The sequence below is a fragment of the Mesoterricola sediminis genome (genome assembly GCF_030295425.1).
GTDB lineage: Bacteria > Acidobacteriota > Holophagae > Holophagales > Holophagaceae > Mesoterricola > Mesoterricola sediminis.
Map to the genome: position 1 here is coordinate 2,197,691 of NZ_AP027081.1, position 20,671 is coordinate 2,218,361.

Below are 20,671 nucleotides of genomic sequence, written 5' to 3' on the forward strand. Positions count from 1 at the left end.
GGAGGACAAACTGGCAGCCTCATGGTTTGATGTATTTGGAGATCCCCTTCATGCGACCCATCCCCACCCTCTTGGGCGTCTGCCTGCCGACCCTCGTGGCCGCGGCGGCGGAACCCGTCCCCGTGCCGGTCTTCAACGCCGGGTTCGAGCAGCAGCAGGACGAGAAACCCCTGGGCTGGTCCCTGGCCGCGGGCCCCGGGACCGTGTCCATCGGGCCCGGCCGGAAGCAGGGCTTCCGCAGCCTGCGCCTGGCCCATCCCGCCGGCGGCGCCGCGTCCACCGTCGTCTCGGAGCCCGTGAAGCTCCAGGTGGGCCAGCTGTACCGCCTGAGCGCCTGGATCCGGACCGAGGGCGTGGCCGTCGATCCCACCGCCCGCTACCCCACCGCCCTGGGGGCCTGCCTCTCCATGAAGAGCTTCCCCTTCACCAACGCCTCGCCGACGGTGGCCGGGAACGGCGCCCGGAAGGTGTCGGTGGTCTTCTTCGCGACGGCCTCCACGGACCGCATCCAGCTGCACCTGGGCCGCAACGGCAAGGCCACGGGCACCGCCTGGTTCGACGGGGTGACGCTGGAGAAGATCGACGACATCGGGGAGGCCATCGCCCTGGAGACGGTGCGGTGGGCCGGGAAGGGCTTCCGGTACGAGGAGGGGGGCTGGACCTTCCTCCACATCGAGGGCGGCCCCTATGAACGGGGGTGGCAGCACGGGCAGCTGATGGCCCAGGAGCTGGCCGTCTTCGTGGAGAAGCTGGCCAATCTCCAGGACAGGACCAACCCGGGCGCGGGCTGGGAGCGCCAGCGGGGCCTGGCCGACGCCCTCATGCTGCGCAAGTACGAGCCCGAGTTCCTGGAGGAGATGAAGGGCATCGCCGACGGCGCGGCCAAGGCCGGCGCCAGGTTCCAGGGCCGGCCCATCGACCTGGTCGACGTGGTGGCCATCAACTCCGACATCGACCTGGGGGAGATCGCCAAGGCCGCGAAGGTCACGGCCACCCCCCTCACGGGCCGCTCCTTCGCGGCGCCCGAGGAGGGCGAGCCGGGCCGGACGGACCGGTGCTCCTCCTTCGTGGCCACCCAGAGCGCCACGCCCGACGGCCGCATCGTCATGGGCCAGATCTTCATGTGGCCTCCCGGATACTCGGGGGTGGACTGGAACGTCATGGTGGATGTCCAGCCGACCCAGGGGCGCCGCTTCGTGATGCAGACCTTCGCGGGCGGCATCAGCTCCGGCACGGACTGGTACATCAACGACGCGGGCATCATCATCGGCGAGACCACGGTGGCCCAGACGCCCTTCGAGCCCGCGGGCACGCCCGAGGCGAACCGCATCCGCAAGGCCGCCCAGTACGCCACCAGCATCGACCAGGTCGCCGAGATCCTCAAGGCCGGCAACAACGGGCTCTACACCAACGACTGGACCCTCGCCGACATCAAGACCAACGAGGGCGCCGACTTCCTGCTGGGCACCAGGCAGACCCGGATGTGGCGCACCGGCAGCAAGGGCCACCCCGCGGACACCCCCGGCGGCCTCAAGGACTTCATCTGGGCGGACAACAACAACCGCTCCCTGGAGGTCCGCAAGGAGCTCGTGCCCAACCTGGAGAACAACCCGGTGGACCTGGCCTTCAGCCCGGCCAACCGCGACGTGGCCTTCCAGGAGGTCTACCAGCGCTACGCCAAGGGCGGTTTCGACCTGGCGGCAGGCGTGGCCCTCCAGGCCTCCAGCCCCATCAACCGGCCCCACGCCTGCGACGGGAAGCTGACCACCTCCGAGATGGCCGAGAAGCTCATGTTCATCGCCCACTACGGCAAGACCACCCTGCGCGAGAAGTGGGTGGGGGGCCGGTGGATGGCGGACCTGCCCCAGGCCGTGCCCCACCTCACCCTGGGCTACACGACCTTCAGCCCCCTGTACGTGGTCGAGAAGCTGAAGGCCCTCAAGGCCGCGCCGGCGCCCCAGCCCGCCGCCCCCAGGCCCGACGTGGCCGCGGTGAAGGAGGCCTGCGCCTTCCCCAAGCGCCTGCTGTGGAAGAACACCGTCTTCCCCGCCACCGACGGCGAGAACTGGTTCGTCAGCGGAAGCGCCGCCTACCACGCCATCCTCCGCCGCCTCCCCGAAGCCCCGGACAAGGCCTTCGACCTGACCCGGGACGCCCTGGCCGACCTCAACGCGCGCTACGCGTGGATCACCGCCCGGGAGGGCAGCCTCGCCCCCCGCAAGGCCGTCACGGCCTACGACCGCTACGGCGCCTACCAGATCCCCCGGATCAAGGGCGCCTTCCTCCTGCACCAGCTGCGGCTCCTGCTGGGGAACGCGGCCTTCGGCAAGGTCATGGAGGCGGTGCACGGGACCTTCCACGACCGGACCATGACCTCGGACGCCTTCATCACGACCGCCTCCCAGGCGGCCGGGCGTGACCTCCGGGCCTTCGTGGAGCCCTGGCTGGACCGGGAGGACCTGCCCGATCCGGCCGTGGCGGTCTCCGCCGCCCAGGGCGCCGAGGGCTGGGACCTGGCCCTCCAGGTCACCCAGGCCGGCAAGCCCTGGCACTTCGTGGCCACGGTGGAGATCCGCACCGCCAAGGGCGCGCGCCTGGAGCGGGTGGAGGTGAAGGAGGGGGCCTCCCGCTTCACCTTCCGCTGCGCCGAGAAGCCCGTGCGCGTGGTCTTCAACGCGGGCCGGGACCTTCCTGTGCGCCTGGACAACCCCTACACCCTGCCGAACCAGCTGGACGACTTCGACCGGCTCCTCTACGTCCACGGGACCTCCCGGGAGGTCGAGGCCGCCCGCAGCCTGGCCCTCAACCACCGGGAGCTCTTCGCGGACAACTTCACGGAGATCCTGCCCCCGGTCAAGCCCGACGCCGAGGTCACCGACGAGGACCTGGCCTCCCGGGACCTGGTGGTCTTCGGCGGCCCGGAGGTGAACGGCCTCCTGGCGCGCATGGTCGAGGAGAAGAAGCTGCCGGTCACCTTCGGCAAGGGCTGGTTCCGCTTCCAGGGCCGGCTCTACGCGCGGCCCGAGGACGGGCTGGCCCTGGCCCTCCCCAACCCCTGGAACCCGAAGCGGGCCCTCTTCCTCTACACGGCCAACACCCGCCTCGAGCTGCACCAGATGACCAAGGCCTTCCAGCGGGGGTTGCCCGAATGGGTCGTCTACCGCGGATCCGAGGCCGTGGCCAAGGGCTACGGCCCCGAGGCCCGCTTCGACCTCGGGGTCGAATGACGGGTGGAGCCGGCATCCCCGGAGGCGCTGGCGCCGGATTCAGGTCCAGCGGCCTTCGGGGCGGCCCTTCCAGGCCCAGATGATGTAGTCCACGTTGAGGGGCCGGCCCCCCAGGTCCTTCAGGCGGGTCATGAGCTGGCCCCGGTGGTGCTGGGTGTGCATGGCCACCTGGGTGAGGGCCTCGTCCACGGAGATGACGCAGGGCGGGCCCGGGAACCAGGGGATGACCACCTCGCGGGCGAGGCCGGCGGGGTCCAGCCCGTCCAGGAGCGCGCGGTAGGCGGCGTGGTGCTCGCGGGTGGCCTGGCGCAGGGCCTCGTACGAGGGCAGGGGGCTCTCCCGGTCGAAGGCCACGTCCCGCCCGTCCAGGACCTGGAGGAAGGCCGTCTCCACGTCGACCATGTGCCGGACCCGGGCCCGGAGATCCTCGTCGCCGCGCGCATCGGAGCGGCCCCAGGCCTCGAACCAGACGGCGTCCGCCCAGGCCATGTGGTCGTGCATGTCCTTCAGGTGGTCGAGCAGGGTGGTCGGCATGGCGGGCCTCGGGAGGAGGCCCCAGGATAGCCGGAACGCCCGGGCCGCTGGTCCCATGGAATCCAGGGCGCGGCCCGCCCCAGAAGTGACGCCCGTGGAGGCCGGAATCGGTTATAAGTAGGCATACCGAAATGGGAGAACCGACCATGAACGTGGACGTTCGACAGGAAACGGCTGCGCAGCCGAAAGGCCAACCCGCCGGCTTGTGGGTGCTGATCTTCACCGAGACCTGGGAGCGCTGGAGCCACTACGGCATGCGCGCCATCCTCATCCTCTACCTCACGGCCCCCGCGGCCCTGGGGGGCCTGGGCCTGGACAAGCAGCGGGCCGCCGGGATCTTCGGCGGGTACCTCCTGGCCATCTACCTCTTCGCCCTTTCCGGCGGCCAGATCGCCGACCGATTCCTGGGCGCCAAGCGCACCATCGTCCTGGGCGGCCTCCTCATCGCCGCCGGCCAGATCCTCCTGCAGGTGCGCACCCTGAACGGCCTGGTGGCCAGCCTCGTGCTCATCGCCATCGGCACCTGCCTCCTGAAGCCCAATGTGAGCGCCAGCGTCGGCCGCCTCTTCACCAAGGAGGACCCCCGCCGGGACGGCGCCTTCACTTACGAGTACATGGGCATCAACCTGGGCGCCATGCTCGCGCCCATCTTCTGCGGCTACATGGCCGAGCAGCCCACCTTCATCGCCTTCCTCAAGCGCCTGGGCCTCAGCTCGCCCTCCGGCTGGGCCTGGGCCTTCGGCCTCTCCGGGTTCGGGATGCTCGCGGGCCTCATCGTGTTCGCCCTGTTCCGGCACCACATCGTGGACGTGAACCTGCCCGAGGGCCAGAAGGAAGTGGCGCCCCGGGGCACCGGGTTCCTGTTCATCCTCGTCCCGGTGCTCCTGGCCGCGGCCTGGATGGTCATCGGGGGCGGCATCTGGCCCGTGCAGCTCGTGGGCGGCGCCGCCGCCAGCATCGGCATCATGGCGATCGTGGGCTGGCTCCTGAAGCGGGGCCACATCCAGGGCCGCGCCACGGCCTCGGGCCCGGCCGGGGATCCGGCCGCCGAACCCACCCTCGGCCCCGAGGACATGCGGCGCCTGGGCGTCGTCGGCCTGATGCTCTGCTTCAGCATGACCTTCTGGGCGGTGTTCCAGCAGGCCGGCAGCAGCCTCAACCTCTTCGCCAAGGAATACACCCAGCGGGTGATCTTCGGCTTCGAGGTGCCCGCCGCCTGGTTCCAGTCAGTGAACGCCCTGGGCATCATCCTCCTGGGCTCCGTCTTCGCTTGGCTGTGGACCCGCCGCGCAGGCAAGTGGCCCAGCAGCCCCGTCAAGTTCGCCCTCGCCCTGATGTTCGCCGCCCTGGGCTTCTACCTCCTGGTGCCGGCCTCCCTCATCGCCCAGGGCACCCCGGGCCAGGTGACCCGCGTTTCCATGGGCTGGCTGGCGGGCGTTTACACCTTCCACACCATCGGCGAGCTCTGCCTCTCCCCCGTGGGCCTCAGCTACGTGTCCAAGCTCGCCCCCAAGCACATGAGCAGCCAGCTCATGGGCGCCTGGTTCTTCGCCACCGGCCTCGGGTCGTACCTGGCGGGCAAGGCCGCCGGCCTCATGGGCCAGATCCCCCTCTGGCAGCTCTTCGGCGCCTGCGCCACCGTGGCCCTGGTGGCCTCCCTCCTCCTCTGGATCGTGGTGTCCCCCATCATCCGGCGGCTCATGGGCGGCCACAGCTAGAAAGCGGACTAGGAAAGTTCCGGCTCCGGGCCTATCATCGGGTGGGCCTGGAGCACCATGCAGAACAAGACCGAACCCTCGATCCGCAACGCGGTGGCCATCCGCGAGGCCTTCGCCAGCGTCTGCGGCCGGGGCGAGCTGCTGCTCCTGGTGACCCCCTACGTGCGGTTCGAGTCGACCTTCCTCCGCCTGGACGCGGACGCCGTCCACGTCCAGGCCACGATGAGCCGGGAGGACGCCCAGTACGGCCTCCGCAGTTCCGACCTGCGCATGCGCTTCCCCTTCGGCCACCAGTTCTTCGAGGCGCCCACGGCCCTGAAGGGCGTGGGCCTGGTGCGGGGCCGGCAGAGCCTGGCCCTGGCCCTGCCCGACGTCATGAACGTGGACGACTACCGCGCCAGCTACCGGGTCGAGCGGGTGGGGCGCCTCGTGGCGACGTTCAGCTCCCGCAGCTACGACCTCCTCCTGGGCACGGTCGTGAACATCAGCACGTCGGGGATCCGCCTCTTCGCCCAGCGGGACCTCGAGGAGGGCGAGGTGCGGGTGGACGACCTGATCCACCTCTCCGTCACCGTCACCCCTGACATCGCCCTCAACTGCAAGGCCAAGGTCCGCTACCTCAAGGACCGGATCCTGGGCCTGGAGTTCCGCCCCCGCCCCGACGGGGAGCTCCTGGACCGCTTCGCGCGCTGGGTCTTCCAGAAACAGGCCGAGGAGCAGATCCTCCTCGCGGGCCGGGGCGACGCCGAGGCCGGCGCGGCGCCCGCGGAGGCCCGCCCCGGCCCGGGCGCCCCGGCCGTCGTCCTCGTGAGCGGCGACGCGGACCTGGAGGCCCGGCTCCGGGGCCCCCTCCGCGAGGCCGGCGAGCTCCGCCGCGTGCCCCCCTCCCTCCAGGCGATGAAGGACCTGGCCGCCGCCGGGCGCTCCCTCGCGGTCTTCCACGTCCAGGGCCTCGGCATGGACGACCGGAAGCGGATCCGCACCCTGGCCGAGGCCCTGGGCGGGAAGCTGCCGGTGCTCCTGCTGGGCACGGGCGAGGTGGAGGGGGCCGGGCTCTTCGAGCTGGGCAACGAGGTCAGGGCCGTCGCGGTCTACAGCCTCGGACCGGTGGTCTCGGGCTTCCTGCCCCGCCTCCTGCAGGGCATCCCGCGCAAGCACTTCGGGCGGGAGGAGCCGGGCGCTCAGTTGGTGTAGTAGGTCCGCTCCGCCAGCTCGCGGTTGATGCGGCCCACCAGGAGCGGGCCCTCGAAGATCAGGGACGAGTAGATCTGGACCAGGGAGGCGCCGTCCTGGAGGGCGACGGCGGCGTCCTCGCCGCTCCCGATGCCGCCGCAGGCCATGAAGGCCAGGCCGCGCGGGATGCGCCGGAGGACGCGGCGGTGGATCTCCCGGGCCTTGATCTTGAGGCCGCGGCCGGAGAGGCCGCCCATGCCCAGGGCCTCGACCCGGGCGCGGTTGGTCTCGGAGACGATGGTCCGGTCGAGGGTGGTGTTGGTGGCGATGAGGCCGGAGACGCCGCTCTCGACCACCGCGTCCACGGTGGCGTCCAGCTCCTCGGGGGCCAGGTCGGGCGCGAGCTTCACCAGGAGGGGCTGGGCCTCGAGGCCCATCTCCTTCCGCAGCGCGAGCATCCCGTCCAGGAGGGGCCGGAGGGCCTCCGGCGCCTGGAGGCGGCGCAGGCCCGGGGTGTTGGGGCTCGACACGTTGAGCGCCACGTAGTCCACGAGGGGGGCGACGGCGCGGTAGGCGGCGGCGTAGTCGGCCAGGGCCTGCCCCTCGGGGGTCTCCTTGTTCTTGCCGATGTTGCCGCCGACGATGAGATTCCGGGGCCGGCTGCGCAGGCGCCGCGCCACCACCTCCGCCCCCTCGGAATTGAAGCCCATGCGGTTCAGGATCAGCTGCTCCTCCGGGAGCCGGAAGACGCGGGGCTTGGGGTTGCCGGGCTGGGGGCGGGGCGTCACCGTGCCCACCTCCACGAAGCCGAAGCCCAGGGCCTGCCACAGGGGCAGCAGCTCGGCGCCCTTGTCCAGGCCCGCGGCGAGGCCCACGGGGGAGGGGAAGCGGAGCCCGAGCACCTCCCGGGCCAGGCCGGGATCCGGCCGCCCGCACGCTGACGCCAGCAGGCCCAGGACCCCGGGAATCCGCTGGGCCGCCGCGCCCGCCGTGAACGCCAGCCCATGGGCCGTCTCCGGGTTGAGCTTGAAGATCAGGGGCCGCAGGAGGGCGTACAGATCGGGGGCAGGTTTCATGTTGGGCTCATCCGGGTCTGGGACCATTATGGCCGCTCCCCTCGCGGCGGGGCAGTGAACCAGGGCATAATCGGCCTCGGCCTTGATTCCCCGTGGATCCCCCCGCCGAGGTGCCCATGCGATACCTGATCACGAACCTCCCCCTGGCCCTCGGAGACGAGAAGCGGCCCCTGGCGGAACTCCTCACAGCCCTCTTCGGGGGCGGCCCCGGGGAGTACCGGGACCCCGTCCTGGAGCGCCTCAGCCTGGACGCGCGCCACAAGGGCGCCATCCGGTTCCTGGCCGCCCTCTCCTTCACGACGGCGCGCCGCCTGGACGGGATCGAGCTGCCCAAGGGCGCCCAGGTGGCGCCGGCGCCGGCCTCCCCCGCCTGGGAGGTGGCGCGGGTGGCCCGGCCCCCCCGGGTGGTGGTGGTCGGCAGCGGCCCCGCCGGCACCTTCTGCGCCCTGCGCCTGCTGGACTACGGCATCGAGCCCATCGTCCTGGAGCGGGGCGCGCCCATGTCCGAACGGGTGCGCGCGGTGGCGGGGCTCTGGTCGGGCGGGCCCCTCGACCTGGACGCCAACGCCCAGTTCGGCGAGGGCGGCGCGGGCACCTTCTCCGACGGCAAGCTCACCACCCGCATCGGCCATCCCGCCATCCGATTCGTCCTGGAGACCTTCGTCCAGCACGGCGCGAACCCCCGGATCCTCCACCTGGCCAAGCCCCACGTGGGCACGGACGTGATCCGCAAGTGTTCGGTGCTGATCCGCAAGGCCGCCGAGGCCCGGGGGGCCCGGTTCCGCTTCCGGGCGCGCCTCGCCGACCTCCGGTTCCGGGACGGGGCCGTTTCCGCCGCCGTCCTCGCGGACGGGGAGGAGATCCCCTGCGACGCCCTCGTGCTGGCGCCGGGGCACAGCGCCCGCGACACCTTCGAGATGCTGCACCGCCACGGCGTGGCCATGCGCCAGAAGGCCTTCGCCATGGGCGTGCGCGTGGAGCATCCCCAGGATCTCATCGACCGGAGCCAGTACGGGCCCTCCCAGGGCCACCCCAGCCTGGCCCCCGCGGACTACAAGGTGGTCTGCAACTTCAGCACCGCCCGGGCCGCCTACAGCTTCTGCATGTGCCCCGGCGGCGAGGTCATCCAGTGCGCCTCGGAGGAGGGGGGCGTCGTCGTCAACGGCATGAGCAACGCGCGGCGGGATTCCGGCTTCGCCAACTCGGGCCTGGTGGCCAAGGTCAACACGGCGGACTTCGGGTCGGACCACCTGCTGGCCGGCATGTACTTCCAGCGCCGTTGGGAACAGGCCGCCTACCGCGCCGCCGGCGAGACCTACGGCGCCCCCGCCATGTCCGTGCAGGACTTCCTGGCGGGGAAGGCCACGGGCCGCCTTCCGGCCACCAGCTTCCGCCCCCGGGCCGTGCCTTCGGACCTGGCCCTCTGCCTTCCGGACTTCATCCAGGAGCAGCTGCGCGGCGCCATCCCCGACTTCGACCGCAAGATCCGCGGGTTCGCGAGCCGCCAGGCCCTCCTGCTGGCCATCGAGAGCCGCACCAGCAGCCCCGTCCAGCTCCTGCGGGCCGAGAACGGCGAGAGCGCCAGCCACCCCGGCCTCTACCCCTGCGGCGAGGGGGCCGGCTTCGCCGGCGGCATCACGAGCGCCGCCGTGGACGGCATCCGGGTCGCCGAATGGATCGCCCGCAAGGCCGGGGCCCCGGTCTTCGCGCCCTTCGAGCGGAACGTGAAGGCCGGGGACTACGCCACGGAATACTGAGGCTACTTGCCGGCGCCGGAACGTGCCACGTAGGTGAAATCAATCCGCTCCGAGGCGGAAACCCCGTACTCCGCGCTGAGGCTCCATTCCTGGGGCACCGGTTGTTCGAGGACCCCCGACAGGGGAGGGGTGCCTGCCGGGGCGTTGAGGGTGAAGGTGGCATTCTGGCCCGCGTGGCCCAGGCTGCCGGCCAGGGCGATCTCGCCATCCCAGGGGCGACTGAAGGTGCCCTTCAGGACCAGGGGCTTCTTGAACTTCCCGTCCTTGTTCGTGTCCGTGGGGCCCGTGCTGGCGCTCCGGAGGATCTGGAGGGGGACGAGGCTGTCGATGTCGGAGAAGGTCAGCGTTCCCGAGGGGCTGCCAGCCAGAACCAGGGTGTAGGTGGGGGAAGCGGCGGCGGGTTCGTCGGCGAGGAGGGGCAGGGCCAGGAGGGCCGCGGCCGCGAGCATGCGTGTGGACATGGTGGTCTCCGAAGGATCAGGGGAGGGTCGTGGTGCCGGTCGTGGTGCCGGTCGTGCCGCCCGGGAGCTGGGCGGTGTCGCCGCCCACGGCGCCGGTCGTGGTTTCGCCGCTGGTGCCGCCTCCGGCCAGGCCTGTGGCATCGCCGGGCGGCGGGGGCGGGGCGACGCGCTGGGCGCTGAACGTGGTGTACTCGCACCGGATCTGGATTTGGCCGTCGTCTTCGCAGGCGGGGTCGTCGTCCTCGTCATTCCAGCCGGCGACCCGGGAGAGGTTGCCCAGGGTGAGCCGGGTGTGCTGGGCGGCCAGGGGGCCGGAATCGGCGCTGAAGGTGACCACCGCCGACACGGGGTCGCCGCTGGCCAAGGCCTGGCGGAGGCGGCCGGGGAGGTTGGTGCCGTCGTCCTGGAAGGTGAGCTTGAGGATGTGGCGGCCGCCCCGGGTGGGGGTGGCGGGACGCTCCTCGATCTGGATGCGGGTGGGCGCCTGGACCTGGGTCTGGGTCAGGGCCCCGCTGACGCTGGTGAAGGCGACGGAAAAGACCGGCCCGGCGGCCTGGGTGGGAACGGCGGCCAGGCCCACAAGACAGGCGGCCGCAAGGGGTGTCCGGATGCGCAGGGGCATGGGATCCTCCGGAGTGTTGGTGTTGCGTAAATAGTGCTAATTCAAGGTTTGGAAGCGGCCGCTCCGAAGGAATGATAGGTTATTAATAACTGGTCGCAATCCCTTTTGTGGCGCGGGATGGGCGCCTGTCCCGCGGTTCGGACGCAGTCCTGCCGCCGGGGGCCGGTTGCCGCTATACTGGTCCCGAGCGGCCTCCGCATCCGGGGCCGCTCCCTTTTTGTGACGGGCCCATGAACCTGAGCGACGAAATCCAGCGCCGGCGCACCTTCGCCATCATCAGCCATCCGGACGCCGGCAAGACCACCCTCACGGAGAAGCTCCTGCTCTACAGCGGCGCCATCGACCGCGCCGGCAGCGTCAAGGGCCGGGAGGGCGCGGGCCACGCCCAGTCGGACTGGATGGAGATCGAGCAGGAGCGCGGGATCTCGGTGACGTCCGCGGCCATGCAGTTCGAGTACCGGGACCACGTGCTGAACCTGCTGGACACCCCGGGCCACCAGGACTTCAGCGAGGACACCTACCGGGCCCTGACGGCCGCGGACAGCGTCGTGATGCTGCTGGACTGCGCGAAGGGCGTGGAGGAGCAGACCAAGAAGCTCTTCCGGGTCGCCAACGACCGGGGCCTGCCCATCTTCACCTTCGTGAACAAGCTGGACAGGCCCGGCCGGGAGCCCGTGGAGCTCATCGACGAGGTGGAGGAGCTCTTCGGGCTCCGGGCGGTTCCCATGACCTGGCCCATCGGCTCGGGACCCGATTTCAAGGGCGTCTATGTCCGCGCCACGGGCCAGATCCAGGTGTTCGAACGGGCCAAGGCCGGGCGCAAGGCGCGGGTGGCGGGGCAGGGCAGCCTCGACGATCCGGAGATCTCGGCCCTCCTGACCCCCGACGAGCTGCAGCGCCTCAAGGATGACGTGGAGCTCATGGACCACGTCCTGCCGGCCTTCGACCTGGAGGAGTTCCTCGCCGGGCGCCAGTCGCCGCTCTTCTTCGGCAGCGCCCTCAACAATTTCGGCATCGCCGAGTTCCTGGACGAGTTCCTGGACATGGCGCCGGCCCCCCACGCGCGGCCCCTGGCCGCGGGCGGCGAGGTGGGGCCCGAGTCGCCCTTCACGGCCTTCGTGTTCAAGGTCCAGGCCAACATGAACAAGGCCCACCGGGACCGGGTCGCCTTCGCGCGCGTGGTCTCGGGCCGCTTCGAGCGGGGCATGGACGCCCTCCACGTGCGCGGCCAGAAGTCCATCAAGCTCAACTACCCCCACATGTTCTTCGGGCGGGAGCGGCTGATCGTCGACGAGGCCTTCCCCGGGGACATCCTGGGCCTGATCAACCCGGGCCTCTTCCGCATCGGCGACGTGCTGAGCGCGGCGGGCCCCGTGGAGTTCCATGCCGTTCCGCGCTTCTCCCCCGAGCAGTTCGTCTCGGTGCGCCTGGCGGATCCCGGCGCCCGCAAGGGCTTCCTCAAGGGGGTCCAGCAGATCGCGGAGGAGGGCGTGGTCCAGGTGTTCTGGCCCCGGGGCGGCGCGCCCCTGCCCATCCTGGGCGCCGTGGGCCGGCTGCAGTTCGACGTGCTCCAGCACCGCCTCAAGACCGAATACGCCTGCCCCGTCCTCATGGAGCCGAGGGGCTTCCAGATGGCCCGCTGGATCCAGGGCGGCTGGCCCGAGCCCAGCCGGTTCTGGGGCGAACTGGTGGAGGATTCGGAGGGCCGCGCGGCGATCCTCTTCGAGAACGACTGGCAGCGCAGGACCACCGCCGAGAAGAACCCGGACCTCACTTTCCAGGAACACCCCGCGTAGGTATCCTAAACCCGGGGAGCGGCCCGGCCGATACCCTGGGGAGGGGGTACCGATGCGCCAGGAGATCAAGCCCGAGGACCTGATCGTCACCGAGAACGACGGGACGCGGCGCATCAACCACGATGTCCTCGAGTCCTACGGGCTGTTCAACCTGCCCAAGTCCATCATGCGCAGCGCGCTGATGGTCTACTACGACAACGCCGCCCGGCAGGGCCGGGCCGCGGCGCAGACCGTGCGCACCTTCATCTCCCTGGCCTCCTCCATCACCCGGTTCCCCAAGCCGGTGGCCATCAACTTCACCCGCGGCGCCGCCTACCGCCGGAACATGCGGATGCTCCGGCGCTACAGCCGCTAGCATGCGCCGGTCCGCGGCCCTCCTGGCGGTCCTGGCCCTGGCCTGCGCCCGGGAGCGGCCCTTTCCCTTCGAGCAGCGGAACCTCGGCGTGAGCGCCACCTTCCCGGGGGAGCCCCTGCAGGCCTTGTACCCGGAGGACACGCCCTTCGGGCGGATGCAGTGGACCACCTTCGCCTACGCCCCCGGGGGGCGCATGGACCTGGGCTTCCACCTGGACGTGGGCAACCTGCCGCCGGGGGACCAGGGCGGGGACACCGTGCCCGCGGCCCTCGCGACCTACGAGCGGTTCCTGGCCTCCCGCCTCGGGCCCCTGGTCCGGACGGACCTGCCGCCCCAGCGGGGCCCGGGCTTCCAGTACGTGGCGGGAAGCCGCCGGGGCGTCCATGTGGAAGGGGTGGTGATCCTGAAGCGGGGCCGACTGCACCACGCCCAGGCCACGACGGCCCGGGCGGACGATCCCAGGCTCCGGGCCTTCCTGGATAGCTTCACGGTGGCGTGAGGGGCCGGGGCTTGATGTAAAAATTATTTTTACGGGGGTCCCCCTCCCGCGTATCCTGGTAGCCGGATTCCCGCATGGACTGGGGGGGGTGGAGGCGCATGACCGAGGGCCCGAAGGGGGCTTCGCTGGGGTCATTTTATGATTTCCTTGCGGATGCCATCCGTATCCATCCCGGCCCACCCGGGGTGGCCGCCTGGAGTTGTGTGCCGGCCTTCCTGGCCCTCGTTCTCATCCTGGCCGTCCTCCGGAATTCAGGAGTGTATGAAAATTCAATACTCCTGGGCTTCGGCAACCTGGTCCTGACCGGGGGCGGATCCGCCGCGGTGGCGTGGCTGCTCTGGCGGGCCTTCCTCGCCCAGGGGAACCCGGGCATGCTCCTCCTGGGCTGCGGGGCCGCGGCCTGGGGCGCGTCCGGCCTGGCCTCCCTCGTCGGCGGCTACGGGCCCAATGTCCTCATCACGGTCCACAACCTGGCGATCCTCCTGTCGGCCCTGTTCCAGCTCGGCGGCGCCCTCTACCCGCCGGGGGCGCCGGGGGTCCCGCCCGAGCGGCGGCCGGGGCTGGTGGCGGCCGGGGCCGCCGCCGTGGCCTTCGGAATCGGGCTGGTGGTCGTGGCCACCCTCCAGGGGGCCACGGTGCCCTTTTTCATTCCGGGGGAGGGCGGCACCCTCATCCGCCAGATGGTCCTGATCGCGGCCATGGGCGCGCTGGCGATCACCGCCGTGGCCGTGGGCCGCCCCGGTTTCGGGGACGGATCCCCGTTCAGCGCCTGGTATGGCCTGGCCGTGTGGATGGTGCTCATCGGGCTGCTGGGCATCCTGCTCCAGCGCCAGGCGGCGACCTGGCTCGGCTGGGTGGGCCGGGTCGCCCAGTTCCTGGGCGGCGCTTTCCTCCTCCTCGCCGCCCTCTCGGCGGACGCCGAGGCGCCGCGCCTCCCCACCCGCGGGCTGCCCAGCCTCTACCGGTACGGCGTGGCCTGCGTGGCCGTGGCCGCGGCCTTCGCCCTGCACCTGCCCTTCGGGTTCGAACTGGAGACCGGCATCGCCCTCATGCTCTTCATCCCCGCGCCGGGCCTTTCCGCCCTGTACGGGGGCCTGGGGCCGGGCCTCGCGGCCACCCTCGCCTCGGCCATCCTCGCCAACTACTTCTGGATGGGACCCCGCGGCTTCACCCTCCCCCGGACCTCCGAGGGCCTGGCCCTGGCGGTCTTCGTCCTGTCCTGCCTGACCCTCGTCCTGGCCACCACCGCCCTGCAGCAGGCCCATGCCCGCGCGGCCAAGGCCGAGGCCGATTCCCGGGAGGCCGCGGAACGGGCCCGGGGCGAGGCCGCCCTGCGGGAGACGGTGCGCCAGCTGACCCGAACCAACCGGGAACTGGAACTCTTCGCCTACGTGGCCAGTCACGACCTCCAGGAACCGCTGCGCATGGTCCGGGCCTACGTGGGCCGGCTCGAGCACTGCCTGGGGGCGGACCTGGACGGCCGCGCCCGGCAATACCTGACCATCGTCCAGGAGGCGGCGGGCACCCTGTCCGTCCTCATCGAGGACCTCCTCGCCTATGCGCGCCTGGGTTGGCAGGTCACGGAGACCGCGCCGGTGGACCTGGGCGTCTGCGCCGCCCGGGCCCTGCGGGGGCTGGAGGCCCAGGTGGAGGCCGCCGGGGCCCGGGTCGAGCTCGACGCCCTTCCGCGGGCGAGCGGGGACGCGGCCCTCCTCACCCAGGTCTTCCACAATCTCCTGGCCAACGCCCTCAAGTTCCGGAAGGGGCCGGGCCCCAGGATCCGCGTGGGCGCCCGCGCCGGCGCGGTCTTCGTCCAGGACGACGGAATCGGCCTGGACCCGGCCCACGCGGAGCGGATCTTCGAGGTCTTCCAGCGGCTGCACCCCCGCGAGCGCTTCCCGGGCAGCGGCATCGGCCTCTCCCTCTGCAAGAAGATCGTGGAAGGCCATGGCGGCCGGATCTGGGTGGAGTCCGCGCCCGGGGAGGGCGCGACCTTCTTCTTTCAACTTCCTGGACCGGAGGACCCCGCGTGAAGCATCTCCTCATGGTGGACGACAACCGGGGCGACGCCCTGCTCCTGGAGGAGGCCCTGGAGACCACGGGCTGGGGCGGCCGGCTGGAACGCATCGCCGATGGCTCCGCGGCCCTGGCGCGGCTGCAGACCGGTCCCCGGCCGGACCTGCTGGTCCTGGACCTGAACCTGCCCGGCTGGGGCGGGCGGGAGCTCCTGGCCCGGCTCCAGGGCCGGCCCGATCTGGCCGGGATTCCGGCGGTGGTGTTCAGTGGGAGCCCCTGGGAGGAGGCCGCCCTGGTGGCCGAAGGGTTCCCCGCGGGCCGCTACCTGGTCAAGCCGGATTCCTTTGACGGCTTCGTCGGGATCGCCAATATCCTGATGAATATCATGGGTAAGGCCTGACCTCTCAACTGCCTTGCAGGTGGCTCCGAAGGGCTGCCACGAAGGCATCCGCGTCCGGGTAGTCCTGGGGGTGGAGCCGGGGCCCCGGCGTCACCGCCACATGGGTCGCCCCTGCCTCGGCGAGGGCCCGCAGGTGGGGCATGAGGGTGGCGTCGCCGGTCCAGGGGTAGTGGCGGTCGGGGCTGTCGAGGCGGAAGGGCAGCACCGGGATGCCCAGGCGGTAGGCCATGCGCAGGCCCCCCTCCCGCAGCGGGGCCAGGCCCTGGCCCGAGGTGGTCGTCCCTTCGGGGAAGAGGAGGAAGGACCGGCCCCGGCCCAGGTCCCGCGCCAGGGCCCGGAGGGCCGTGGCGCGGCTGAAGGGGTTGTCCCGGTCCACGAACCGGAGGCCCGCCAGACGCGCGCCCGCCCCCACCAGGGGGTAGCCCGCCACCTCCAGCTTGGCCAGGGCGCCGGAGGGGCGCAGGGCGAGGAAGACCACGGGATCCAGCCAGCTCAAGTGGTTGGACACCCACAGGGGCGCGCCCTCGGGGATGGGTCCTGTCAGGTCCGCCGTCACCCCCAGGTGCTTGAGCAGCCTGCGGGACCACCGATGGAGGGCCTCCTCCGGGGCCCGGGCGCCCCCCACGGTGGCCGCCGTCCAGAGGGTCCCCCCCAGGGCGGCCAGGAGCCGCAGGGAGGTCAGGGTCCGGCCGCGGCGGGGGGTCACGGCTGCCTCACGCCGCCCCGGTCCCGGAGGAAGGCCTGGATGGCTTCGGGGTGGGCCTGGGCGGGGCGCTTCTCCCAGGGGGCCGACCGCGTCCAGAGGCCCAGCATGTCCTCGGGGCAGCCCACGAGCTCGTAGATGGTCTCCACGGCCAGGGCCAGCGCCTCGGCGCCCAGGGGCGCCGCCAGCGCGTCCTGGAGGAGGGCCGTCCGCCAGTGGTCCTGAGCCTGGGCCCAGCGGCGTCCGCCGGGGCGGGGGACCTTGCCCGTGGCTTCCCGGACGGCCGCCCACAGGGCGGCCTCGAAGGTGAGGAGGGCCGGCCCGGTGAGCCCGGCCAGGGCCTCCGCCGAAGGGCCCCGGCCGGGCAGGTTCGCGGCCCAGGCCTGGATCTCGGCCGGGGGAAGGATGCCGAAATCATGGCCCACCAGGATCTCGTCCCACCCGATCGCGAAGCCCTGGCGCGCCAGCACGGAAAGCCAATGTCCAGAGGTCATGGGGATCTCCTTAACTGAGTAATTGAAGGGCGGCGTGGGCGGCGACCCGGGCGCTCTCGCCGGCCCCTTCCAGGGTGGGCGCCAGCTCCATGAGGTCCGCCCCCACCCAGGACCACCGGCGGGCGTGGGCGAGGAGGGCGAACAGGTCGAGCACGGAGAGCCCCCCGGGCACCGGCTCGGCCACGGCCGGGCAGAAGGCGGGGTCCAGGACGTCCAGGTCCACGCTCACGTAGGCCGGTTTCTGGCCGACCCGGGCGATGTCCCCCTGGAGCTGGGTCGCCAGCCGCGGGTCGCGCAGGTCCAGGGGGGTCCAGATGCGCACCCCCGCGTCCAGGAGGAAGACCAGCTCCTCGCTGTCGAAGCGCGGGGCGCGGATTCCCAGCTGGACGGTGTGCCGGGGGTCCACCAGGCCTTCCTGGATCGCGCTCCGGAGCCAGGTGCCGTGGTGGTGCTCGGTGCCCCACGCCGCGCCGGTGCCCGCGTCGGGATGGGCGTCCAGGTGCATGAGGCCGAGGGGGCCGTGCCGGCGCGCCAGGGCCCGCAGCGCCCCCAGCGTCATGAGGTGGTCGCCGCCCAGCAGGAGGGTGCGGGCCCCCTGGGCCGACCAGGCCCCCACCGCCGTTTCCACGGCCGCGAGGGCCCCGCCCAGGGAGAAGGGCGGGGTGGGGATGTTGCCCCCGTCCACCCAGTCCAGGGCGGCCAGGGTGCGGGGGAAGTCGTCGGGCCCCTGGAGGCGGGCCGGCATGGCGACCCGCCCCAGGCCCAGGGTCGCCGCCCGCAGGGCCCAGGGGCCGAGGCGGGCCCCGGGGCGGTTCAGCACCCCGCCGTCGAAGGGGACGCCCAGGACGACGCCGGGGACGGGCGCCGGCGCGGGGGCGAGGGGGAGGCCCATGAAGGGCGTCACGCCGGACGCGAGGGAGGCCAGGAGGTCGTCGGGTCTCAACGCGTCCTCACGAGACCAGCTTGAGCCGGGTGTAGCGCGCCCGGAGGCGCTCCAGGTCCTGCTGGTCGATGACCGACCAGAGCCTGAGGTCCCCCTCCCGGTAGTAGTCGGGCTTCTCCGCGACCACCCGCGCGCCCAGGGACGCGTGGACCGCGCGGGCCTCGTGGTTGTCGGGCTCCACCAGGAACGTGCAGGCCTCCATGTTCTCGTCCAGGAGCTTGCGGACCAGGGCGCGGATCAGGAGGTAGTTCACCCGGGTCTTCTGGTAGTCGGGGTGGACCGCCAGGGTGGCGCAGTAGTTCACCTTGCCGTTGGGGAAGTTGAGGACGTAGCCCGCGGGCCGGTCCCCGTCCATGGCGATGAAGCACCAGTCCGGGTAGATGTCCGTGCAGAGCCGCTGGTAGTACGGGCAGAGTTCCCCGACCCCGTCCTGGGACCAGATCTCGCGCTCCAGGCGGCGCAGGTGCGGGTAGTCCGAGGGCCGCATGGGCCGGACCTCGTAGCGGGCAACGCCTGGGCCCGCCTGGATTTCCTGCATGGGGACGGTCATGGTCCACCTCCTGCCCCCCAGGATCGGGCGGCCCCGTGACGGCGGGGCTTCAGGCGCTTTGCGTGCCGCATCTTTCCTGGAAAAATCCTGTGACCGGCGCCCGGCGCTCCACGAACAGGGAGCTCCCCTCGAGGCGCTTCGCCTCCTTCTTGGCCACGGCCGCGGCGGCGGCGACCTCGTGGTGGGTGTGGAAGGCGCCCGGCCGCACCTCGACGGCGCCGATGGAGAGGCTCACCAGGGGGTGCAGGACCGGCTGGTGGCGCCGGTCCTCGCCCAGGTAGCCGCCGCGGGCCAGGTCCGCCGCCCCGAAGAACCGCGTCCGCCCCGCCTCGAAGGCCGCCAGCAGGCCCTCGCAGCGTTCGCGCCAGTCGGGGCTCCGGAAGACGAGGATGAAGTCGTCCCCGCCCACGTGGCCCACGAAGTCCAGGTCCGGGCGGCAGGCGGAGGAAAGCAGCTCCCCGGTCCAGTGGATCACCTCGTCCCCCTCCCGGTAGCCGTACACGTCGTTGTAGGGCTTGAAGTGGTCCAGGTCGCAGTAGGCGGCGGTGAAGGGGAGGCCCTGGCGCAGGAGGTCGTCCAGGTGCTCGTTGATGGGCACGTTCCCGGGCAGCCCCGTGAGGGGGTTGGCGTAGCGCGCGGAGCGGATCTGCATCTGGGTGATCTCCCGCATCAGGTCGTGCCCGCTGCCCATGCCCGCGTAGACGCCGTCCCGGGTGAGGATGAAGCCGTGGAGGATGTGGCGGCGGTCCGACTCCACGATGAGGCGGCTCAGGTCGTGCAGGCTCGTGCGGTGGTCCAGGACCAGGATGTTGCGGTCCATCAGGGACTCCACCGGCCGCTTGCCGTGGATCTCCCGGGAGAAGGGCCGGAACAGGAGATCCATGAACACGTGGCGGTTGATGAGGCCCACGGGCACGCCGTCCCGGACCACGGGGATGGACTGCAGTTCCCGGTCCTCCAGGAAGCGGCGCTCGATGGCCAGGTTGGGCGTGCCCGGGTCCACGGGCGCGATGTCCAGGGTGAGCCGGGCGGCCGTGCCGCCGGCGTCCCGGAGCCAGGCGGAGCCGTCCTGCACCCGCCCCCGCCGGCGGAAGAGGTGGGCCGGGGTTCGGGGGACCGGCTCGGGCTCGGGCCGCCCGAAGAGGTAGCCCTGCCCGAAGGGGAGGCCCAGCTCCTGGATCACCGCGAAATCCGCCTCGAACTCGACCCCTTCGCCCACCACGCGGGCGCCGGTCTTGGCGGCGATGTCGCAGAGGGAGCGCAGGAACTGGTGCTTGACCGGATCCCGGCTCACGCCCTGGATGAAGTGCATGTCCACCTTCACATACTCGGGCCGGAGCTCGGACCAGAGGCGGAGGCTGGAGAAGCCCTCCCCCAGGTCGTCCAGGGCGATGGCGAAGCCCATCTGCCGGAAGACGCCGATGGCCCGGGCCAGGTCCCCCAGGTCCTGGACGGGCAGGGCCTCGGTGAGCTCGATGACGATCCGGCCCGGGTCCAGGCCCAGCTCCTCCAGCCGGCGCAGGGGCACCAGGGCCCGCTGGACGGAGGCCGTGAGGCTGCCGGGGCTGAGGTTCAGGAAGAGCTTCCAGGGCGCCCCCGAGGCGGCGAAGGCGGTGGCCAGGGTGCGGCAGCAGGCCCGTTCCAGGTCGAAGAGCTGGCCGGTCAGCCCCGCCACCTTGAAGAGGCTGGCCGGGGACTGGAGCAGGGAATCCGAGGGCCCGCGGATGAGCCCCTCGAAGGCGTGGATTTCGCCCGTGGCGAGGTCCACGATGGGCTGGAAGGCCGGCTTGAGGCGGTCCTCCCCGAGGATCCCCCGGAGGGCGGCGCCCAGGTCGGCGAGGCCGCGGCCTGCCTCCTCCTGGGAGGCGGCCGGCGCCTGGCGGCGGGCCGCCGCGTGGGACAGGGACGAGAGAGGGACCATGGATGACCTCGCTGGGGCCAGGATGCGGGCGCCGCGTCTCCGGGGCGCGAATCCCCTGGAACGGACCTGTGAATTCCGGCCCGGATCCCGCCGTCACCGGGATTTTGCACCGCCGCCATGGCGCCGTCGCCCCGGGAACCCAGCCTTGGGGGGCCGCAGGGCGGAGGGGACCATGATCATCTACGAATTCACATCCCAGGCGCATTTCCACGCGGCCTGCCGGCTCTTCGAGGCGGCCGGGGTCCGCTTCGACGTGGAGGCCGCCCACGAGGAATGGCGCCCCAACCTGCTGTGGCTCTTCGAGGACGCCGTGGCCACCGGCGCCCAGTGGAAGGCCGTGGAGCAGGCCCGCCAGTACGAGCGCGCGGACCGCTGGCAACGCCGCCACCAGCCCCTGCCCCAGCTGGCCGTGCCCCAGTGAAGGCG

At 71.9% G+C, this 20,671-nt stretch carries 19 protein-coding genes; 10 read left to right on the forward strand and 9 right to left on the reverse strand.

The annotated features are described in order from the left end of the window. Positions 1-50 precede the first annotated feature (50 nt). On the forward strand, positions 51-3,227 hold the full coding sequence (locus tag R2J75_RS09720; RefSeq protein ID WP_243331056.1) for a phospholipase B family protein: 3,177 nt from the start codon (positions 51-53) through the stop codon (positions 3,225-3,227). Between the two features lie 39 nt (positions 3,228-3,266). Here the strand turns inward: R2J75_RS09720 and R2J75_RS09725 are convergent, their stop codons facing one another. Continuing rightward, positions 3,267-3,761, reverse strand: coding sequence for a DinB family protein (locus R2J75_RS09725; protein WP_243331057.1), 495 nt, complete (start codon positions 3,759-3,761; stop codon positions 3,267-3,269). A gap of 146 nt (positions 3,762-3,907) precedes the next feature. Between R2J75_RS09725 and R2J75_RS09730 the strand changes: the two genes are divergently transcribed. After that, positions 3,908-5,479, forward strand: a complete 1,572-nt coding sequence (locus R2J75_RS09730) for a peptide MFS transporter (protein ID WP_279341850.1) — start codon at positions 3,908-3,910, stop codon at positions 5,477-5,479. 57 nt (positions 5,480-5,536) lie between these two features. Next, positions 5,537-6,673 (forward strand): PilZ domain-containing protein, encoded by a 1,137-nt coding sequence (locus tag R2J75_RS09735; RefSeq protein WP_316411578.1) that lies wholly within the window; start codon positions 5,537-5,539, stop codon positions 6,671-6,673. On the opposite strand, the gene R2J75_RS09740 is transcribed toward R2J75_RS09735, so the two are convergent. Then, positions 6,661-7,728 (reverse strand): quinone-dependent dihydroorotate dehydrogenase, encoded by a 1,068-nt coding sequence (locus R2J75_RS09740; RefSeq protein WP_316411579.1) that lies wholly within the window; start codon positions 7,726-7,728, stop codon positions 6,661-6,663. The two genes, R2J75_RS09735 and R2J75_RS09740, sit on opposite strands and share 13 nt — an antisense overlap. A 116-nt stretch (positions 7,729-7,844) precedes the next feature. Here R2J75_RS09740 and R2J75_RS09745 point away from each other — a divergent pair, with 116 nt between their 5' ends. Next, positions 7,845-9,485, forward strand: coding sequence for an NAD(P)/FAD-dependent oxidoreductase (locus R2J75_RS09745; RefSeq protein WP_316411580.1), 1,641 nt, complete (start codon positions 7,845-7,847; stop codon positions 9,483-9,485). A gap of 2 nt (positions 9,486-9,487) precedes the next feature. Here the strand turns inward: R2J75_RS09745 and R2J75_RS09750 are convergent, their stop codons facing one another. Both R2J75_RS09750 and R2J75_RS09755 read right to left on the reverse strand, forming a co-directional pair. Further along, on the reverse strand, positions 9,488-9,946 hold the full coding sequence (locus R2J75_RS09750) for a hypothetical protein (protein WP_243331066.1): 459 nt from the start codon (positions 9,944-9,946) through the stop codon (positions 9,488-9,490). A gap of 16 nt (positions 9,947-9,962) precedes the next feature. Continuing rightward, positions 9,963-10,568: a hypothetical protein gene (locus R2J75_RS09755; protein WP_316411581.1), complete on the reverse strand. Its 606-nt coding sequence runs from the start codon at positions 10,566-10,568 to the stop codon at positions 9,963-9,965. Between the two features lie 230 nt (positions 10,569-10,798). Here R2J75_RS09755 and R2J75_RS09760 point away from each other — a divergent pair, with 230 nt between their 5' ends. From R2J75_RS09760 to R2J75_RS09780, 5 genes are all read left to right on the forward strand, one after another. Then, on the forward strand, positions 10,799-12,364 hold the full coding sequence (locus tag R2J75_RS09760) for a peptide chain release factor 3 (RefSeq protein ID WP_243331070.1): 1,566 nt from the start codon (positions 10,799-10,801) through the stop codon (positions 12,362-12,364). 52 nt (positions 12,365-12,416) lie between these two features. Next, complete coding sequence (locus R2J75_RS09765; protein WP_243331072.1) at positions 12,417-12,719, forward strand: hypothetical protein; 303 nt, start codon at positions 12,417-12,419, stop codon at positions 12,717-12,719. A gap of 1 nt (position 12,720) precedes the next feature. Then, positions 12,721-13,218, forward strand: a complete 498-nt coding sequence (locus R2J75_RS09770) for a hypothetical protein (RefSeq protein ID WP_243331074.1) — start codon at positions 12,721-12,723, stop codon at positions 13,216-13,218. Between the two features lie 203 nt (positions 13,219-13,421). After that, positions 13,422-15,251 carry an ATP-binding protein gene (locus R2J75_RS09775; protein ID WP_316411582.1) on the forward strand — a complete coding sequence of 610 codons (1,830 nt, stop codon included), beginning with the start codon at positions 13,422-13,424 and terminating at the stop codon, positions 15,249-15,251. Continuing rightward, the gene (locus R2J75_RS09780) at positions 15,248-15,634 is read left to right on the forward strand and encodes a response regulator (protein WP_243331078.1); all 387 of its coding nucleotides are present in this window, start codon (positions 15,248-15,250) and stop codon (positions 15,632-15,634) included. The genes R2J75_RS09775 and R2J75_RS09780 overlap by 4 nt, the downstream gene beginning before the upstream one ends. 4 nt (positions 15,635-15,638) lie before the next feature. Here the strand turns inward: R2J75_RS09780 and R2J75_RS09785 are convergent, their stop codons facing one another. The 5 genes from R2J75_RS09785 to R2J75_RS09805 are packed head-to-tail and all read right to left on the reverse strand — an operon-like array spanning position 15,639 to position 20,245. After that, the gene (locus R2J75_RS09785; RefSeq protein WP_316411583.1) at positions 15,639-16,340 is read right to left on the reverse strand and encodes a lysophospholipid acyltransferase family protein; all 702 of its coding nucleotides are present in this window, start codon (positions 16,338-16,340) and stop codon (positions 15,639-15,641) included. Continuing rightward, entirely contained in the window at positions 16,337-16,831 is a 495-nt protein-coding gene (locus tag R2J75_RS09790) for a hypothetical protein (RefSeq protein WP_243331081.1), read from the reverse strand. Before R2J75_RS09790 ends, R2J75_RS09785 begins: the two co-directional genes overlap by 4 nt. Before the next feature lie 10 nt (positions 16,832-16,841). Beyond that, positions 16,842-17,774 (reverse strand): arginase family protein, encoded by a 933-nt coding sequence (locus tag R2J75_RS09795; RefSeq protein WP_316411584.1) that lies wholly within the window; start codon positions 17,772-17,774, stop codon positions 16,842-16,844. A 7-nt stretch (positions 17,775-17,781) separates the two neighbouring features. Further along, the gene (locus R2J75_RS09800) at positions 17,782-18,324 is read right to left on the reverse strand and encodes a GNAT family N-acetyltransferase (RefSeq protein ID WP_243331086.1); all 543 of its coding nucleotides are present in this window, start codon (positions 18,322-18,324) and stop codon (positions 17,782-17,784) included. A 49-nt stretch (positions 18,325-18,373) separates the two neighbouring features. Continuing rightward, on the reverse strand, positions 18,374-20,245 hold the full coding sequence (locus R2J75_RS09805) for a GGDEF domain-containing protein (protein ID WP_316411585.1): 1,872 nt from the start codon (positions 20,243-20,245) through the stop codon (positions 18,374-18,376). A gap of 172 nt (positions 20,246-20,417) precedes the next feature. Between R2J75_RS09805 and R2J75_RS09810 the strand changes: the two genes are divergently transcribed. Next, complete coding sequence (locus tag R2J75_RS09810) at positions 20,418-20,666, forward strand: hypothetical protein (RefSeq protein ID WP_243331089.1); 249 nt, start codon at positions 20,418-20,420, stop codon at positions 20,664-20,666. Positions 20,667-20,671 lie beyond the last annotated feature (5 nt).

What these genes read in the sequence shown, in the direction of transcription:
- R2J75_RS09760 (WP_243331070.1), top strand. Translation starts at nt 10,799, where the DNA reads ATGAACCTGAGCGACGAAATCCAGCGCCGGCGCACCTTCGCCATCATC.
- R2J75_RS09805 (WP_316411585.1), bottom strand. Translation starts at nt 20,245, where the DNA reads ATGGTCCCTCTCTCGTCCCTGTCCCACGCGGCGGCCCGCCGCCAGGCG.
- R2J75_RS09745 (WP_316411580.1), top strand. Translation starts at nt 7,845, where the DNA reads ATGCGATACCTGATCACGAACCTCCCCCTGGCCCTCGGAGACGAGAAG.
- R2J75_RS09730 (WP_279341850.1), top strand. Translation starts at nt 3,908, where the DNA reads ATGAACGTGGACGTTCGACAGGAAACGGCTGCGCAGCCGAAAGGCCAA.
- R2J75_RS09770 (WP_243331074.1), top strand. Translation starts at nt 12,721, where the DNA reads ATGCGCCGGTCCGCGGCCCTCCTGGCGGTCCTGGCCCTGGCCTGCGCC.
- R2J75_RS09725 (WP_243331057.1), bottom strand. Translation starts at nt 3,761, where the DNA reads ATGCCGACCACCCTGCTCGACCACCTGAAGGACATGCACGACCACATG.
- R2J75_RS09735 (WP_316411578.1), top strand. Translation starts at nt 5,537, where the DNA reads ATGCAGAACAAGACCGAACCCTCGATCCGCAACGCGGTGGCCATCCGC.
- R2J75_RS09755 (WP_316411581.1), bottom strand. Translation starts at nt 10,568, where the DNA reads ATGCCCCTGCGCATCCGGACACCCCTTGCGGCCGCCTGTCTTGTGGGC.
- R2J75_RS09800 (WP_243331086.1), bottom strand. Translation starts at nt 18,324, where the DNA reads ATGACCGTCCCCATGCAGGAAATCCAGGCGGGCCCAGGCGTTGCCCGC.
- R2J75_RS09765 (WP_243331072.1), top strand. Translation starts at nt 12,417, where the DNA reads ATGCGCCAGGAGATCAAGCCCGAGGACCTGATCGTCACCGAGAACGAC.
- R2J75_RS09720 (WP_243331056.1), top strand. Translation starts at nt 51, where the DNA reads ATGCGACCCATCCCCACCCTCTTGGGCGTCTGCCTGCCGACCCTCGTG.
- R2J75_RS09790 (WP_243331081.1), bottom strand. Translation starts at nt 16,831, where the DNA reads ATGACCTCTGGACATTGGCTTTCCGTGCTGGCGCGCCAGGGCTTCGCG.
- R2J75_RS09810 (WP_243331089.1), top strand. Translation starts at nt 20,418, where the DNA reads ATGATCATCTACGAATTCACATCCCAGGCGCATTTCCACGCGGCCTGC.
- R2J75_RS09750 (WP_243331066.1), bottom strand. Translation starts at nt 9,946, where the DNA reads ATGTCCACACGCATGCTCGCGGCCGCGGCCCTCCTGGCCCTGCCCCTC.
- R2J75_RS09740 (WP_316411579.1), bottom strand. Translation starts at nt 7,728, where the DNA reads ATGAAACCTGCCCCCGATCTGTACGCCCTCCTGCGGCCCCTGATCTTC.